Annotated in this window: 15 protein-coding genes and 1 riboswitch; of the genes, 2 read left to right on the forward strand and 13 right to left on the reverse strand. The window is 38.9% G+C overall.

Going from position 1 to position 18,118, the window contains the following annotated elements:
- Position 1: 1 nt before the first annotated feature.
- The 3 genes from MMO38_RS02805 to MMO38_RS02815 form a co-directional block, all read right to left on the reverse strand.
- Complete coding sequence (locus MMO38_RS02805) at positions 2 to 655, reverse strand: urea amidolyase associated protein UAAP2 (RefSeq protein ID WP_241322458.1); 654 nt, start codon at positions 653 to 655, stop codon at positions 2 to 4.
- 17 nt (positions 656 to 672) lie between these two features.
- Positions 673 to 1,416 (reverse strand): urea amidolyase associated protein UAAP1, encoded by a 744-nt coding sequence (locus tag MMO38_RS02810; RefSeq protein WP_241322459.1) that lies wholly within the window; start codon positions 1,414 to 1,416, stop codon positions 673 to 675.
- 23 nt (positions 1,417 to 1,439) lie between these two features.
- Positions 1,440 to 1,548, reverse strand: a riboswitch (guanidine-I (ykkC/yxkD leader).
- Between the two features lie 132 nt (positions 1,549 to 1,680).
- A complete protein-coding gene (locus MMO38_RS02815) occupies positions 1,681 to 2,160 on the reverse strand; it encodes an Lrp/AsnC family transcriptional regulator (RefSeq protein ID WP_241322460.1) in 480 nt (159 codons plus the stop codon).
- A 130-nt stretch (positions 2,161 to 2,290) separates the two neighbouring features.
- On the opposite strand from MMO38_RS02815, the gene MMO38_RS02820 reads away from it, so the two are divergent.
- On the forward strand, positions 2,291 to 2,929 hold the full coding sequence (locus MMO38_RS02820; RefSeq protein WP_241322461.1) for a LysE family translocator: 639 nt from the start codon (positions 2,291 to 2,293) through the stop codon (positions 2,927 to 2,929).
- A gap of 75 nt (positions 2,930 to 3,004) precedes the next feature.
- On the opposite strand, the gene MMO38_RS02825 is transcribed toward MMO38_RS02820, so the two are convergent.
- From MMO38_RS02825 to MMO38_RS02865, 9 genes are all read right to left on the reverse strand, one after another.
- On the reverse strand, positions 3,005 to 3,835 hold the full coding sequence (locus MMO38_RS02825) for an SDR family NAD(P)-dependent oxidoreductase (protein WP_241322462.1): 831 nt from the start codon (positions 3,833 to 3,835) through the stop codon (positions 3,005 to 3,007).
- Positions 3,836 to 3,853: 18 nt separating this feature from the next.
- Positions 3,854 to 4,927: an amidohydrolase family protein gene (locus MMO38_RS02830; RefSeq protein WP_241322463.1), complete on the reverse strand. Its 1,074-nt coding sequence runs from the start codon at positions 4,925 to 4,927 to the stop codon at positions 3,854 to 3,856.
- 416 nt (positions 4,928 to 5,343) lie between these two features.
- A complete protein-coding gene (locus tag MMO38_RS02835; RefSeq protein ID WP_241322464.1) occupies positions 5,344 to 7,545 on the reverse strand; it encodes an OsmC domain/YcaO domain-containing protein in 2,202 nt (733 codons plus the stop codon).
- A 302-nt stretch (positions 7,546 to 7,847) separates the two neighbouring features.
- The gene (locus tag MMO38_RS02840; protein WP_241322465.1) at positions 7,848 to 9,020 is read right to left on the reverse strand and encodes a hypothetical protein; all 1,173 of its coding nucleotides are present in this window, start codon (positions 9,018 to 9,020) and stop codon (positions 7,848 to 7,850) included.
- A complete protein-coding gene (locus tag MMO38_RS02845; protein WP_241322466.1) occupies positions 9,017 to 10,360 on the reverse strand; it encodes a TolC family protein in 1,344 nt (447 codons plus the stop codon). Before MMO38_RS02845 ends, MMO38_RS02840 begins: the two co-directional genes overlap by 4 nt.
- Entirely contained in the window at positions 10,357 to 11,943 is a 1,587-nt protein-coding gene (locus MMO38_RS02850; protein ID WP_241322467.1) for a GH3 auxin-responsive promoter family protein, read from the reverse strand. The genes MMO38_RS02845 and MMO38_RS02850 overlap by 4 nt, the downstream gene beginning before the upstream one ends.
- Positions 11,940 to 12,761, reverse strand: coding sequence for a hypothetical protein (locus MMO38_RS02855; protein ID WP_241322468.1), 822 nt, complete (start codon positions 12,759 to 12,761; stop codon positions 11,940 to 11,942). The genes MMO38_RS02850 and MMO38_RS02855 overlap by 4 nt, the downstream gene beginning before the upstream one ends.
- Positions 12,762 to 12,907: 146 nt before the next feature.
- Positions 12,908 to 14,455 (reverse strand): DHA2 family efflux MFS transporter permease subunit, encoded by a 1,548-nt coding sequence (locus MMO38_RS02860; protein ID WP_005196875.1) that lies wholly within the window; start codon positions 14,453 to 14,455, stop codon positions 12,908 to 12,910.
- Between the two features lie 24 nt (positions 14,456 to 14,479).
- On the reverse strand, positions 14,480 to 15,547 hold the full coding sequence (locus tag MMO38_RS02865; RefSeq protein ID WP_004671214.1) for an HlyD family secretion protein: 1,068 nt from the start codon (positions 15,545 to 15,547) through the stop codon (positions 14,480 to 14,482).
- 677 nt (positions 15,548 to 16,224) lie between these two features.
- Here MMO38_RS02865 and MMO38_RS02870 point away from each other — a divergent pair.
- Complete coding sequence (locus MMO38_RS02870; RefSeq protein WP_004671216.1) at positions 16,225 to 17,100, forward strand: bile acid:sodium symporter family protein; 876 nt, start codon at positions 16,225 to 16,227, stop codon at positions 17,098 to 17,100.
- A gap of 121 nt (positions 17,101 to 17,221) precedes the next feature.
- Here the strand turns inward: MMO38_RS02870 and hchA are convergent, their stop codons facing one another.
- On the reverse strand, positions 17,222 to 18,097 hold the full coding sequence (hchA, locus tag MMO38_RS02875) for a glyoxalase III HchA (protein ID WP_241322469.1): 876 nt from the start codon (positions 18,095 to 18,097) through the stop codon (positions 17,222 to 17,224).
- Between the last annotated feature and the right edge of the window lie 21 nt (positions 18,098 to 18,118).

An 18,118-nucleotide genomic window follows, 5' to 3' on the forward strand; every position in this document is an offset into this window, starting at 1 on the left:
ACTAAGCCTCCTCACCATCACGAATCACTAATTGGATCGGAGTCGGGTTATAGGCATTACAAGGATTATTCAATTGTGGGCAATTAGAGATCAGCACAATTAAATCCATTTCTGCTTTAATCTCGACAAATTTACCCGGTGCAGAAATACCATCATCAAATTTCAAATGTCCATCAGATGTAACTGGAACATTCATAAAGAAATTGATATTTGGACCAATGTGGCGCACATTCAAATTGTGCTTTTTCGCGATTGGATGTTTGGCTAAGGCATACATGAAATTGTTGCGGCAACTATGCATAGGATAAGTTTCATGTGCATAGCGCACAGTATTACTTTCGCAAGAACATGCGCCACCCAACGTGTCATGACGACCACAGTTATCATCATGAATCACTGCAATTAACCGTCCAAAGTTACTGTATAAAGATGTGCCTTTTTCTAAATAGATATATTGATTTATGGCAAGCGTATCTGTAGCGCTATAACGCTCTTCAGGATTTTCTGCTGAGATAAATAACGTATCAACAGCTTGATTGCCCTCTAAATCGATAATGCGAAAGTATTGCCCTTTTTTAACCTCGCACATCCATGCTTCACCCGCAGGACAAACTTCACTTAATGTTGCTTTTTCAAAAGTATGTAAACTCGTCATGATGCTTCTCCTATAGCTTAATATGCTGAACTCAATGCGTAGTAACGTGCGTTGTTTTGAAAAGCACGCTGATTTTGTGGACAGGCATCACGACAAATATCGTGGTTGGCTAAAGGATTGGCTTTATATAAAGACAATTGAATATCGCTTGGTTGATAGAGCGAACTGTTATCTAAACCATGGGGAGCAGCAGAAAGGAAAACCAAACAATCCATTTCAAAACGTAATTCAATGATTTGGTTGAGGTTATCTGATTGGGTATAGCTTAGAGCACCTTGATCATTGGGACTCACTTTTGAGAAAAGGTTTACGGTTGCGCTTAAATCAATCTGTGACAGTGAAAATTTCGCCATCTCTACCAATAAGCCATCTACACCGTTTTGGTGCATTTCATTTCGTGCATCTTGAAAACGACGTTGACCAAACTGTTTGCTGATTTGCTCAGGACGACTCGCCCCACAGAACGTATCATTCCAACCATGGTCATCTTTAACGATCGATGCCATGACACGCCCTAAATCTGAATACAAGACATTGCCCGAACTTAGAAATGCAGTATGTTGTCCTTTTAAGGTGTCTGGCATGTTGTAGCGTTCAAGTTTATCTTCAGCATTCACACAAAACAGTGAAACATTGGCGTTTGAAGCTAACGCTTTGAATTGTAAAACTGTCCCTTTCTGAACTCGTCCAGACCAATGATGACCACCCGGTAGTTTTTCAGTCCAAAGGATCTGGTTGTTATGATATTCGCTCATTCGCATACCTCTTTTAAGGTTTAAGTCCAACCTCCCGGGCTTTTATCCCTCCGTGTAGTTCTTGCGAACCGTGAACTCTCGGTCTCAGTCATAGCCAACTTTGAGCAGTCGTCTATCGGAACCCTAGATCACTTTATGATGGAATTAATGAAGCAAATGGCGTGCCAATTTAGTAATACTATTTTGATATTTCGTCATACTTTTTGGTATTAAAACAATGCATTTTTATTTTCTATGCACTGTGATCAGTCAAAATCAGTGCATTAGTGTTTATTTCTGAGGCTTTACTGGAAAACATAAAAAGGGCTTTATTTCCTTCAGCACAAACATACTTTGCATTTCTTTGATTCCGGGCAATCTTCGAATGGTCGTCATTGAAAATTCAGCATAGGTATCAAGATCAGGCGATACGACTTGCAACAAAAAGTCTGCATCGCCGCCAATGCTATAACATGCAACGACATAATCTAAAGCAGTGACTTCTTCTTCAAATTTCTTTGCCTCTCTTTCGCTATGACTATCTATCGATACACGGACAAACACCATCACACCTAAGCCAAGTTTTTTGCGATCAAGTAAAACGCCGTATCCTTTGATGACTTTGGTGTCTTCTAAATGTTTGACTCTTCGCCAACAGGGCGAGGTTGAAAGACCTAACTGTTCAGATAATTCAGCATTTGTGGTTCTTGAGTCTTTTTGCAATAACTCTAAAATTTTTGCATCAGTTTTATCAATTTTTAAATTAGGCATAATATTTCTATTAAAGTTAAATATAGGGTTATTTATACCCTATTTTTGATATTTACCAGAATATATAGATCAAATTTACCTGTGTATTTATTAAAAAATAGAGATCCGATTTCATTTGGTTTTAATTGGCATGGAACATCTCACACAAACAATGACCTATGTTTTAACTTTAGGATTAGCAGCAATCCTCCCTGGACCAGGTATGACCGGTCTTATGTTTAAAACCTTAGTGCAGGGATATAAGAATGGACTGATGATGCTGTTTGGCCTCATCACGGGAGATATCACTTTTTTATTGGTTTCAATTTTTCTTCTTTCTTCGATTCATCATTTCAGTCCACATTTGGCTTTTTATTTGATACTACTATCAAGTTCATACCTGCTTTACTTAGCTTATAAGTTTTGGTTTTTTAACGGTAATCTTTTGGAAAATGAAGCACCTGCAAATCTCAAAAACACGCTTTTTTCCTATAAAGATGGGCTGTTAATTACTTTGAGTAATCCTAAAACTATTTCATTTTATCTTGCGATTGTACCTGCTATCTTCGGCGCGCAGTCATTGCAAAAGCAAAGTTGGTTTTTAGTGTCTATTACCATCTTCACACTTGCCATCATTGGCGGACTTTATGTCTTTTTTTCGTGGAATCTAAAGAAAGTACTCAGTGATATAAAAGTACAAACCATTTTATTAAGAACGCTGTCTGTCATGATGGGTATATTGGCTTTGGGAATGTTCTATAGAGAATTTAACATTCAATATTTAGCATAAGCCATTGATTCACAAAGCCCTAAATTACATTTTACTTTAGAGCTTTGTGAATCAAATAAAAGATGAACTCAAATCTTACTTTTTCTTTTTGGTGAACAAATTCAATGCTTGCGCATAATGTGATGGTGCTACACGCTGAATCAGATCTAAAATTTTGGCATCATTGCCTATTAAAACTCGGCGCTGATCTTTTTTAACCGCATTTAAAATTACTTTTGCAGCTTCTTCAGGTGGGGTTTTAAGTACCTTGTTAAAAGCTTTACTGGCCTTTGCAGGATTCAATCCTAAGGCCCGAATACTATCACTCATGCGTGCGCTATTCGCAATATTAGTGCGTATTCCTCCTGGATGAACACAAGTTGCACTTACGCCGTTGGCTTGTAAGTCAAGCTCTTGACGAAGTGATTCGGTAAAACCACGCACTGCAAATTTAGTTGCATTGTATGCACTTTGCGTAGGTTGGGCGGTTAAGCCAAATAGACTAGAAATATTGATAATATGCCCTTCACCACTTTGCTTTAAATAGGGTAAAAATGCTTTGGTACCATGTACAACACCCCAAAAATTAATATCAAATACCCACTCCATTTCCTCATAACTCATTCCTTCAACCGTGCTTGCCAATGCCACGCCTGCATTATTAAAAATGAGGTTAATTTTTCCATGTTCTTGGGCGGTATTCGTAGCCCATTCCTCTACAGCAGTGCGATCAACCACATTTAAGGTGCTAAGCGTGACTTTAACTGGATAGGATTTAACAAGTTCCAATGTTTCAGCTAAGCCTTGCTCGTTGACATCACTTAGGGCTAAATGTGCACCTTGTTGTGCCAATAAAATAGCAAGTTGTTGACCGATTCCAGAACCTGCACCTGTAATCGCGGCAACTTTTTGATTAAAATTTTTCATAGCGTGGCTCTTTGTTGTTTAGTTAATGTCTAATTGATAAAAATGGATTGCGTTTTGTCTAAAAATCGCTTGCAAAGCTTCAGAACCATAAGGCTCAATCATTTTGATATAAGCCTGTATTAAGTCAGTTAAACGCGCATTAGGTTTATCCATTGGATAATTCGAAGCGAACATGATGCGTCCTGTACCAAAGACATGGATCGCATGCTGTATCAATGGGGTCAATAATTGAACCATTTCAGCAACTGTCGCCGTCCGATTTTCTTTGTAAAATGTGTGTCCCAATACTGGCATCATAAGCCCTGATATTTTTGCATGCACATTCGGCTGTTCTGCCAAAGTGCTCAGATCGTTTTGCCATTGTTTAAATATTGCATCACGTTGCACAGCAGTTTTCCCAGTCTTCTTACCCACTGCGCCAAATAACCCAGCAGGTGTTGCAAGATGATCCACGACAATGCGTGTTTCTGGAAATTGCTTGGCTAAGGCAGTGATCTCATTTAATTGAGTTGAATAGCCCCAAGCATCGAAGGACAAATTCATTTTGGCGAGTTGCTCAAATCCCTTTAAGAATTTTTTAGACTGATATAAATGAGGTGTTTTAGACCAGCGATAGATGCCGTCATCCTCATGCCAAGAAGACATCTTTCGAATTCCTCTAAACAAAGGATTTGCATCTCGATGTGCTTTTAGAATATCGGCGAATTTGCAATGACTTGGATCCGCCGTGGCAACGATTGCAGCAAGTTTTAAATCATATTTTGAGAAATCTAAATGGCTTAGCCAGCTCGTTTCTTCAACAACGCCAAACCCTTTATGATGATGCCAATTGGCTTCAACATGCACCACACTCTCTACATTCAAACCGCCTAAGTCTTGACGGTAATGTATGGGTAAATAAGGATTTAAGATGTGTTCAGTCTTTCCGAGCGTATCTAATAATGGCTTGGGCTTAACCAGACGAATCACCTTATCCATAAGTGTTGGATATTTCCCCAAAGTTTTGACCAATAGCGCAGCTGAATGTGGTGTGTGATAAGGGTCCCATTGGTGTATATGTGGATCGATAATTGCGAAATCTAAAGGATTCATTTTTCTACTCTATTGATTATATATAAACGCATCTTTGTATTTATTCATCCATAAATAGCTTCGGTTATTAGATGATGACCATCTCTATCTTATTTTCCGAGCTTACAAACAATTTAGATATGCATGAAATGATTTTTTCTAATGTAAAAATATGAATTATATTCATAATCTAAAGCAACACACTTCTTATATAAATTCCTTTTGTTTATCTCAATAAGGGTAATACCAGCAAGTGTAAATAATGATCAAAGGGGTTTAGCTAATAGCGTAATGCATAGTTGAAATACCGACAGAAGCTAAATATTTATGTCATTCTTATTTCTTTAATTTTTTTGTTCAAATGTGCTAGATATTTAAAAAATACTGGACTGCTCAATGAATATCATCTTGCAGTCCAGTGTCGTGTATTCTCGTTCCTAGCTTACTATCACTGATTTCGCACGAGCAGCATGCAATTTCTTATAGCTTTCAATCAAACGTAAATGACGATCTAAGCCTTCAAGTTTCATGCTGGTCGGCGTTAAACCATAGAAACGAACAGTGCCTTCGACCGAACCGATTACCGCATCCATACGTTCATCACCAAACATACGACGGAAGTTTTTGTCGTAATCTTCCAATTCCATCTCATCATCGAGAATGACTTCTAGCACGACATTCATGCATTGATAGAACAAGCCGCGCTCAACTGTGTTGGTATTGTATTGCAAGAACGTTTCGACCAGTTCTTTGGCTTCTTCAAATTGCTGCAATGCAAGATTGATTAATAATTTTAATTCGAGCAGTGTGAGCTGTCCCCACACGGTATTGTCATCGAATTCAACCCCAATCAGCGTAGTGATCTCAGTATAATCATCTAATTCACATTCTTCTAAACGTTCAAGCAATGCTTCGAGTTGCTCATCGTCTAAGCGATGCAAGTTCAAAATATCTTCACGGAACAATAAAGCTTTGTTGGTATTATCCCAAACCAAATCTTCAACCAAATAAATTTCTGAATAATCAGGTACTAAAATACGACAAGCTGTTGCACCGAGATGCTCATAGACAGCCATGTAGACTTCTTTGCCCATTTCTTCAAGAATACCAAACAGTTCTGCGGCTTCGTCAGCATTTGAGTTTTCACCATCATTGGTAAAATCCCACTCGACGAAATCATAGTCAGATTTGGCACTAAAGAAACGCCAAGAGACTAAACCACTTGAATCAATAAAGTGTTCCACAAAATTATTTGGTTCGGTCACTGCTTCACTTTGGAAGGTTGGTTGTGGCAAGTCATTCAAGCCTTCAAAACTACGACCTTGTAATAACTCAGTCAGACTACGTTCCAAAGCGACTTCAAAGCTTGGATGCGCACCAAATGAAGCAAACACACCGCCTGTGCGTGGGTTCATCAAAGTGACACACATCACTGGAAATTGACCACCCAAAGAAGCGTCTTTAACCAATACTGGAAAACCTTGCTCTTCTAAGCCTTGGATACCTGCAACAATGCTTGGATATTTCGCTAAAACGTCTTCAGGTACGTCAGGTAATGTGATTTCCCCTTCTAAGATTTCACGTTTTACAGCACGTTCAAAGATTTCAGATAAACATTGTACTTGCGCTTCTTCTAAAGTATTCCCCGCGCTCATACCGTTACTTAGATATAGGTTTTCAATTAGATTCGATGGGAAATAGATTGTCTCACCATCAGATTGACGCACAAATGGAAGTGAACAGATACCACGTTCGATGTTACCTGAGTTGGTATCATACAAATGCGTACCCAGTAACTCATCGTCAGGGTTATAAACTTCTAGACAGTATTCATCTAAAATTTCTTTCGGCAATTCGCCATTTGGACCTGGTTTAAACCATTTCTCATCTGGGTAATGTACAAACTCAGCGTTTGCAATCTCTTCACCCCAAAATTGATCGTTGTAGAAGAAGTTACAGTTTAAACGTTCAATGAACTCACCGAGTGCTGAAGCCAAAGCACTTTCTTTGGTTGAACCCTTACCATTGGTAAAACACATTGGAGATTGGGCATCACGGATATGCAGTGACCAAACATTTGGCACAATATTGCGCCATGACGCAATTTCAATCTTCATGCCTAAGCCTGCCAAAATGCTCGACATATTGGCAATGGTTTCTTCTAATGGCAGATCCTTACCTGCGATATAGGTCGTATTTTCCGATGCTAAGCTTGGCATCAGCAATGCCTGTGCATCGGCATCGATACTTTCGACTTCTTCAATAATAAATTCTGGGCCAGTTTGTATGACCTTCTTCACCGTACAACGGTCGATTGAGCGCAAGATACCTTGACGATCTTTTTCTGAAATATCAGCCGGTAATTCAACCTGAATTTTAAAAATCTGTTTGTAGCGGTTTTCTGGATCAACAATATTGTTTTGCGATAAACGAATATTATCAGTTGGGATATCACGCGCGGCACAATAAACTTTTACAAAATAAGCAGCACACAGTGCTGATGATGCCAAGAAATAATCAAATGGACCCGGTGCTGAACCATCTCCTTTGTAGCGAATCGGTTGGTCGGCGATTACGGTAAAGTCATCGAATTTGGCTTCTTGTCGAAGGTTGTCGAGGTAATTAACCTTGATTTCCATGCTAGCACCTAAACTGATCTGATGTGTTTTAACACAAGAGATTGAAAATATTGATAAATAAGCCGAATTATAGCGTTAAAATTGACTTAATAATGCGTAGTTGCAATTGATCGTAGTCGTCATACGACTCACTGCAACTCGTAATGATGGGCATTATTATAGAAGTATTTTATGAAATTGATAACTTTTGTCGGTTTTTCTAATGGATTTAAAAGGAATGGCTTAAAAATACGCCATATTGAAGCATGTTAAATAGAAAATGACTGCTCAATAAAACATTTCACAGCCATTTTGATTGAGCGTCAAATCCGCCCCACTTCAAGATATGGAATGAGTGTTTGATCAAAGTTAGGACGCGGATCTGCCTCAAAGCTAATAAAACCATGCATACCAGTCAACCGTTCTCCTTTATAGAATTGATTCAGTTGAAAGCGAGGATCTTTATGCGATAGCGTAAAACTAACAGCACCAATACCCAGTTGCTTGGAACGCTGATAAGCATCGCTGAGCATACGATGATGCAAAGCGAGTGCCTCTGGATGACACAATAAAGTATGCAGTACATGATATTTCACGGGATCACCTCGCTTGGGCAAAGGCATGCTTTTACTGAACTTGGTGTAAAGGTTATATATCGGTCTGAGTACGCCGATCATTGGACTGTAATGTAATATTTTGGTTTGTTTCAGGCTGTGCTGATCCCATAACCCAAACATGCCAACAATTTTGTCATTCTGAAAATAAAGAAGAAAGTCTGATAGTTTTATGCCAGAAAAATAACAATTCCCCTCAGCCAACTCTTCGAAATTATAAGCAGGGATAAAGTTATAGTAATCTGACATCTCGGTAATAAACTGATTCATCGCCTGTATATGTTCTGGTTTGGCTATACAAGATTGAATCTGCGCTATGTCCGTATGATGTGGGTTTGAATCATTCAGGAAAGTCGTAATTTTTCTTCGTGAGCCTAAATCTGTCAGCGTTAAAGTCTCAATGAGTCCTTCATCATAATAATCAGGCATACCTGTTTTAGGCGCTTGTATTGCAGCACGGGCTGCATGATTATCATCAAAAATAATCATCTGACTAAAATTAGGCGCATGCATATTTTCTTTTACATGTGCACCGAGCACCTTAACTAATGATTTTCCTCGATAGCGATGATCAACGCGCAGGTCACTGGCATATCGAAAATTCTGTATGCTGCGATTGACATAACACGGACGATAGCCATTGCTATAACAAGCCACTTTTTTCTGGCTCGCAGTGTCTTCAATCACCACATGTAATTTATGCTTATACAAAATATCGGATGCTTTAAAATAACTCGGCTCACGTTGAAAACTGATTTGAACCCCTTTCGTTGTCATTGGAACAGCGATCAATGCTCGCAAGGCTTGGTCATCTTCTAATGTTGCTTCCCTTGTAATGAGATGACTTTTTTCAGGCGGTTGTAATGCAGGATTTATATTCATTGTAGATTCACCTGTTCAGGATATTGATTAGACACCAGCTGGTTTAGCTCGCCCATTTGATCCAATAACTGATAGACAAATACGATTTCATCTTGTTCATTGACGATTTTCTGAGTTTGAACATCCAACAATTTTTGCTCTGTATTGAGTAAGTCAAAGGTTGTCTTGGTGCCTATTTCAAATTCTTTACGTGTGTATAGCAGCGCGATTTCTGCTGCATCTATTGCATTTTTGAGTGCATTTTTATTTTGACGGATACTTAAAAGTTGTGCATAGGTCGTTTGTGCACGTTGATTCAGTTCCAATTCAAGGCTTCTAATCTTCTGATTGGCGAGATCCACATCTGTTTGTGCTTTTCGCACATTGGCGCGATTTAAACCATCATCAAACAAAGGCATATTTAACTGTACGCCCACCATATAATTATTACTTTCAGAACCAATGTAACTCGCTTCTTCTTGTTTCCCAGCGCGACTGGTCAACATCACAGTTGGCCAAAGCTCACGTTTTGTTAAGGCGAATTGTTGCTCTGCCGCTTGCTTTTGGTACTTTGCTTGGATAAGCGCAGGGTGATTTTTAGTCTTTGATAAAATCTCATCCAAATTATTTGTCAGATTCGGTGCTTGAGTGATTGGCACCAATTGATCAGCTCGAACACCTGTCACTTGATAAAATTGCGCTTCGCTAATGCTGAGGCTCGATTGTGCTTGAGTCACATCGGCTTGCCCTTGAGCGACCTGCGCCAAGACTTGAGCCAAATCAGCACGGGTAATCATGCCAACATCAAAGCGCCGTTGAGACTCATAAAGTGATCTTTGTAGATTAGAAAGTGTTTTTTTTCTAAGTGCTAAAATCGACTGCTTTTTGAGTACATCGGTATAGACCATCACTGTATTTAAAATCGTTTCTGATCGTCGATCGGAAAATGCATGGGTCTGTGCAGAAAGCTGACTTTTAGCGGCATCTACGCCCAAACGATGACGACCCGATGTGTAAATCGGATAGTCCATCTGTAGTTGTAAGCTGCGACCACGCCTATTTCCCTCTGTCGGAAATAAAACTGTTGCCGGTGTCTCTATTTTTTCATAGTCCAACTGCCCCACCAAATTTACTTTTAAACCATCACGTTGTCTTGCTTGTTCAAGCATGGCAGTGGACTGATTGACACTTAAACGGCTCAGTTCTAGTTGGCTTTCATGTTTTAAACTCGCACTCAAGGCTTGCTCTAAAGTCATTCCATTGACTGCACCCGATATGAATAAAACACTGACAAACACTAAAGAATGAAGTTTTAACACTCGCTTTTTGAATCGCTGCACCTTGCATCCTCCTTGTTTCATAGCTGAGCCAAACTATTCAAGCTCACTTTTTTCAGAGGTTCTGGCTTAATATTGCCTTCAATGATGCCATCGAACATCACCAACTTTTTATAGGCATTCCAACCATTTTCTGCCTGTCGAATCTGTGGTTGATCTAGCTGTCCCAGATTTCGAGCAAGTTCATAATGAAAGTTTCGACGTAAAATATTATCGATATATTCATGATCAACCGTGTGATGAATATCTCCTTCAAACAATACACAGTAAAACGGTTTAACATGCTGCTGTGTATCAATCGCGAGCAACGAAATCGCTTTAGAATCCGTTTGATTTAAATGTGATAAAAGCTGTTGTGCTGTTTCAGGAGCTAGCTTTTCCCCCACAAGATCGACACCAAAACGACGTCCTTGAAACTCAAAACACGGTATTTGATCCAAGAAACCAGTCACAATTAAGCAGTCATCCAAACAATATCGCAATAAACCATTACCTGAGCTAATGATTGGACTAACAACATCACCCATTTTCAATGCCCAAGAAGGGATAATCTGCCCTTGTTTTTCGCCTTCTAGATATTCAAATTCATAAAAATGACTTTGATATGCAAGTGGATACTGATCAGCATAAGGAATCGTGACAACACCTTCGGTTGCCCACAAACCTTTGCCTTCAAACTGTACCTCAGGCAGTCTTTGTCGTAATTGAGCCGCCCAAGCTTTTGAACCAGCGGTATCCCAACTTGAGACTAAACTGAGTTTTGGCCATAAGGCTTTAAAATCAATTTGCTCACCATCGGAGCAATCAATTAAACGTTCAGCGCTTTCTGGGCTATGCGGAGCATCGACTTGTTGCAAAGAACGCTGACGGGCACCCCATGAACCACTGTATAGAACTTCCGCAACGTCTTGTTGCATGGCTTCCAAGCGATCTAACAATTGCAAAGCAAAAGTCGGACTCCACACTGAGATCATAGCTAAATTACGGTTTGCAACCAAATAACAGATTGTGGCAAATAAAGCATCATCAGCGTTTGCTGCAAAGGCGATATTGCTCGGAACTGCTTGAGTAAACTTGGATAAGATGCGCTTACCTATACCGAGTAATGCACTGTCATCATTTAAGTTTTTATCTTTTAGCACTTCACGTTGGCTTTCAGGTAACCATGAAACTGACCAATAATGCGTTCCTGATTGTAATTGCGGACATTTACGGTACATACTCGCTAACCAAGGTGCGATGGCATGATCAAGTTCATCTAAGAATGCTTGGGTATAAGGAATAAATTTGATTTGTTCACTCGAACCGCTGGTCGGTTGAAAACGGATCAATTTACTGCTTGAAAGCAAGGACTTTTCTTCTCGATATTGCTGAATATCTTCTCGCCATGCGCTATAACGCGTTGCAGGAAAAGACGCGACAAATTGTTCATAATTTTTGACATCATCCTGCTGTGCCAAAGTAGATGATTGTAAAATAACACTTAAAATTTGACGTTGCGCTGCTTCGAGATCATTAAAACCCTTCTTAAACTTTTGATCTGCGATATCACACCAGTGTTTTAAAATAAAATGCGATCCAGACGTTAGCCAGTCTTGATATCTCATTTGCTGGCTCCTCGTTGACGTGTGTGCTTGGTCACAATTGCATCGCATCGACCTTTGCTGATCGGCTTCGAGATTAGTTTTGCTGGGAAACGGGCAATATCTTTCCAAGCCAAACGTCCAATACACGGTAACTCCGTTCCGACTGTCCAAGTTGGATTGAGTTGCTCAAAAAACTCAATTTTTGGATTTTGTATTCTCATCTCATCCGTAATTGGTGCGACTTCCCCTTTTAATGGTTGATAGTCATTACCAAAGTTTAATAAGCCGACTTCTTTGTCATAATATTCACCAAAGAAGTTCTCACAGTAATGTTCTACCACCGCTGACAAGTGTTGGTTTTCATCCATTATGTTTGGATAGTATGCATAATAATTATTTGCCAATAACAAGTATGTTTTATAACCTTTAGATATCAATAACCAATAAAGTTCATTAAATGGATATTTAACTCTTAACTTCATAATCAGTTTGAACATGGTACTTTGCAGGGTGCGAGTCCCCCAATATGCTCTTAAAATAACCGTATCACCACTAAATATAACGGTGTAATCTTTACCTTCAAAATAGAAATGTTGTACAGCGACCGTTGAAAAACCCACAATTTCATTACTTTCTTTGTTGAAAATTAATATAGCGCCACTTTTCTTTTGGAAATCTTCAACAAAGACTGAAAACTTGGTGTTTTCATAATATTGCTCATAAATTGAATACATCGTTTTCAATTTATCAATATCAATCTTCTCTTTTTCTATATATTGGCCATAAGTGCTTTCTTTATTGTTTAATTTAGAAATCAGCTTATATGTTGTCTTAATCATAGTTTTAACCTTTAAATTTATACATAAGTATTCTTGTCCCCAAGACATCTCGATACTTATATAACTATTATTTTTATTTAAAGGGCATATACAGAGATACACCTTTCCAGTTTTTTAATTAAAAAAACTCACCCTCTAATATGTTTTTACATATTCATTTTCTTCCCCCTATCCATAAAAAATGTAAGGAAAGCAGCAATGAACATAATGATAGACAGCATACGCAGTAAATCATTAAAACTTGATGTCAGTGCTTGATAATGAATATCTCGATAAATAATACTCAGCGCGATTTGCTGCGCATTTGAACCCACTTCTTGATATTGCGCGGTGAGTTGTTCAAGTCGTTCTACAAAAATCCAATTCTGAGGCGTCATATATTGATTTAGCTCAGTGACATGGATCGCCGTAAGCCAATCTAGGGAAGAGTTGATCAAAGCAAGTCCCACTGCACCGCCAATATTGCGCATCAGATTATAGATACCGCTGGCATCGGCAACTTTACTCATCGGCAATGTACTCATGGCTAAATGCGAAACCACAATCAAACAAATCATTAAGCCAATACCACGATAGATTTGCGGCCAAAACATAAAGTCATAATCACTATGGATACTTAAATGCGAATTTAACCAAACACCAAATCCGGCCAAGATCATGCCCACAAAGACCGTTTTTCTAGTGTCAAAATTTGGAATCAACCATGCAAGGAATGGTGCGAAACAGAACATGACTACGCCTGTTACCATCATAATGTGACCGATTTGACTACTGTTCATTTCCCGAACTTGCCCAAGAAAAACAGGAATCATATAACCTAAACCATACAGTGCCATGCCAATAACAAAGGTGATGATTGCACTTAAGGTAAAATTTTTATTCTTAAAAACACTCAAATCCAATAAGGGTTTTTCTTGGGTAAGACTCCGATAAAAGAACGTAATACCGCCAAGAATGCAGATAATAAATGCCATGCGCACTCCACTATCCACCAACCAATCATGTCGAGCGCCTTCATCTAAAAAGTATTCCAATCCCCCCAAGAACATCGCCATCGCAATGAGACCGATCCAGTCCATTGTTTTCAGCAAAGAATGATCAGCACGATCAATATCAGGCCCAGAGAAAATAATGGTTGCGATAATGATGCCTGGAATAATATTGATCAGAAACATCCAGTGCCATGAGAAACTATTGGTGAGCCACCCACCCACAGTCGGCCCAATAGCTGGTCCTAAAGTACTGATCATGCCAAAGAGTACCAGTGGCAAAGTACGTTTCGCTTCAGGGAATAGTAGAAATAAAGCGGTCATGGAAGTCGGAATCATACCGCCGCCCATAAAGCCTTGAATTGCACGAAATACCAATAAACTTTCTAGATTCCAAGCCATCGCACACAAAAGCGAACTGATCGTAAATCCAACTGCGCAAATGGTGTAATAAATTCGTGTCGATAACACTCGCGCAATAATACTGGACATCGGAATAGCGATGATTTCAGCAATCAAGTACACGGTTTGAACCCATGTCACCTCATAGCGACTAGCACTCATACCTGCTTGAACTTCATTCAGAGAACTTGCGACGATTTGAATATCCAAAATCGCCATAAAATTGCCAAAAATCATGGCAATAAAAATCACCCACGCGACTTTGGTCGGGAACTTCCAGTCCTCATCTAAACGCTTATCCATGTTTAGCACCTAAAATCGCGATGATTAAGTTCTTAAATTTACGGTTGCTTTGACCGACATACCGGGTTTGATCAGATCGATATGAGCGTTGCTGTCTATCGCAATACGCACAGGTATCCGCTGAACGACCTTATTAAAATTGCCTGTTGCATTATCTGGTGGCATCAGTGAGAACGTTGCACCTGATGCAGGTGAAAAACTTTCGATTTTTCCGGTATAGGTTAAACTTGGATACGCATCTATTTTTAATTTAACTTCTTGACCAATATGCATTTTTTCTATTTGTGTTTCTTTGAAGTTGGCTTGAACATATAAACTATTTTCTGGAATAATCGCCATTAATCGTGTTTGCGGGCCAACACGAGAACCTTTTTGTATCGCTAAACTCCCCACCTTACCTGAGACAGGGCTAGTCACTTTTGCAGATGCTAAATCAATTTGAAAAAGATCCAAGCTTGCTTTTGCATTTTGAATATCTGCCAAAAGTTGTGCTCGACCTGCTTGTAGGCTTCCGAGCTGCGCTTCTGCTGAATTGACGGTTGCTAATGCTTTGTTTAATTGCGCTTGAGCAGAAAGATATTGGGATTGAATACTGTCAAAGTTTTGACGCGTAATCACGCCGTCTTTTAATAAGTCTTGGTAACGGGCGTAATCCTTTTTCAAACGAGATAAATCTGCTTGTACAGCAAGCACCCCGCTATTCGCTTCATTAATGGTTGATTTTGCCGACCTTTCATTTTGTTGCTGAACAATAAGCGCAGCTTCTTTTAATGTCACCAAAGATTGGGCTTGATCATAACGTGCCTGATAATCACGCTGGTCTAATATGGCTAGGGTCTCACCTTGTTTTACAAACTGATTGTCATTTATGACTAATTCAACAACTTCACCCGAAATTTTCGGCATGACCCATGTCACATCGGCTTGGATATAAGCATTATCGGTAGATTGATAAAATCGAAAAACAAAGAAGTAGTACATTACCCCAATCAATAAAAATAGCGAAAGTAGTGAAAAAACGATCCAAGTAACTTTTTGCTTTTTTTGGACCTTCGTATCCGTTCCCACCTCTACACGAGCTATGGTATCCATATTTTATTCCACATGTTGTAATATAAATTCTTCTATTTCGATTTATAGATTTCTATAACTTTCACTTATTCAGGCCAAATAAATAGTTACAAATATCAAATTGGCGCAAATTATCATGCTCGATGTAATTTAGTGTCATTGACCACAATTAAGATACAGTTGTGCACTTATGCCAATTACTTTTCAAAAAAAACCAGTGAAACAATAATCATTACTATTTGTGCTTTGATCGTAACCCGCCTAACTAAATAGAAATATATAATTGTTTATATTGAACTTTTACTAGATAAGCGAACGCTATAAACCTGTCTAAAATCAGTCTAGATTGAACATTTTTCTTCAAGATCAAGACAGAACTGTCATCACCCTCAATCGTCGTAAATATGTAACCAAACATAGAAAATGAATGCTCAGTCTAAAAGTGACATATTAAAATTTTATGAAATTGTCGTAGAGTAGACACATTCCAATCGAGAAATGCACATATTAATAAGTGAAATTATTTAGTAAAAATAACTAAATTCATGGTGCATAAAGTATTGGTTTTTTAAATTTGTTGCTTGTGTCGTACCAGCTTTCCCAAGAGCGATACAAGTCGAAGGATTCGATTTCGTACTGGGTACGACCAAACAACATCTTTTCATACAAATAATATCTATTAAAAGGAAAAAATGATTATGGATTCAGGATTGATCACACTTTTTTTACCTATCGCCCTTGCAATCGTCATGGCAGGTTTGGGTTTAGAGTTAACGGTCAAAGATTTCGCCAGAGTAAGTAAACATCCCAAAGTTGTACTGATTGCACTGTTCTGTCAATTGGTCTTATTGGTCGGCATAGCCTTTTTAATCTGTAAAATCTTAGCTTTACCACCATTATTGGCTGTTGGCTTGATGCTCCTTGCGGCCTCACCCGGTGGAACGACCGCAAATTTATTTAGTTATTTATATAAAGGTGATATTGCGTTAAATATTAGCCTAACTGCGATCAATGCTGTACTCGCCGCTGTTTTTTTACCTTTTATCGTCAATTTCTCCATCCTACATTTTATGAATGAGGGTCAACAAGTTGGACTACAGTTTTCTAAAATAATGCAGGTATTTTTAATTATTCTAGTGCCTGTTGGTATTGGGATGCTTGTTCGTCACTATGCGCCGCATTTTGCTGAAAAATTGAATCGTCCTGTACGTATTTTTGCCGTCATTTTCCTCGTGATTATTATTTTAGGTGCAATCATCACAGAACGTGCAAATTTAGTAGAGTACATTGGCCAAATTGGCTTAGCTACTGCTCTATTCTGTGCGATTAGTTTATGTGTTGGTTATTTTGTTCCTCGTTTGCTTGGCATTAGCTCATTTCAAGCACGTGCTTGTGCTTTTGAGATTGGTATCCATAACAGTACGCTAGCGATGACGATTGCGCTTACCGTGATGGCGAGCACCACCATTGCAATGCCTGCTGCGGTCTATTCTATTTTTATGTATATCTTTGCGACTATTTTTGGGATCTGGGTCACTCGTTTTGGTCCTAAGGACGCGGTCACAACACCCTAATAGATTTATTCTTCAATAAAAAACAGCGTATCACTAGATACGTTGTTTTTTATTGCCTTCTTGAAGTTAGATAAATACTCAACTTGAAGGAGGTTGTATTTCTTTGATGATATATTTCTTTTTAAACAATATTTGTATCTGCTAATAAGGCATTTGCTGCAAGCTTACCTAAATTGTTTGAAGCCAAAGGGCTGTCGCCTGTTAATAATTTTCGGTCTTGATGAACTTGACCTGTAATTCCTTTATTTAGGATTTCCACACCGAGTTTCTCTAAACTTTCACCAACCAGCCACGGTAGTTGACCCGGCATGTAGCCAATATCTATATTAGCACCTGTATCTAAAGCATCTGGAAACACACAGGCTTGATAGCCTTTAAAGAGATAATCGTTTGGATCTTCATCGACTGCCGCTGCAAGTAATGATGCTGGGCCATGACAAAGTGTGATCACATATTTATCGTTTTCAACAGCCCACTTCAACACGGCTTTAACGTCTTTACTATGCGGTATTTTTACCATTGCGCCATGCCCACCAGGAATGAAGACACCAACATAAGGAGAGTCTTTACTAAGTGCTTTATCCAAAATATCGGCTAATTTCAGGGGTGCTTTAAGTTGTTTCTCATACTTCTTATAGGTATCCAAAACAACTTGCTCTTCTTTGGGCATCGCCCACATTTCAAGTTTGACTGGATTGCCTGACAGCGTTGCAACATCAAATGCAAAACCTGCACTGTCTAAATGAAACATCGGTAATAACATTTCAACAGGGTGATTACCTGTAGAAAAGAATTTCTCATTTTGCATCAAGATATAACGTTCATCCGTTGCGATCATAAGAATTTTTTTATCGCCTTGATAAGGATTCGGATACGTGGTTCCGTCGTAATCCGTTTTAGCTGCTGTGTACTGACTCAAGGAATATGGTGATGGGAAAAATGCATTATCTTCAGCAACATCAGGCGTTGGGTTGCGATCATTAAGATTTGTTGTCATTTTTTAAATGTCCTCATAGGA

Source organism: Acinetobacter sp. NIPH 1852, from assembly GCF_022549455.1.
Taxonomy (GTDB): Bacteria; Pseudomonadota; Gammaproteobacteria; order Pseudomonadales; family Moraxellaceae; genus Acinetobacter.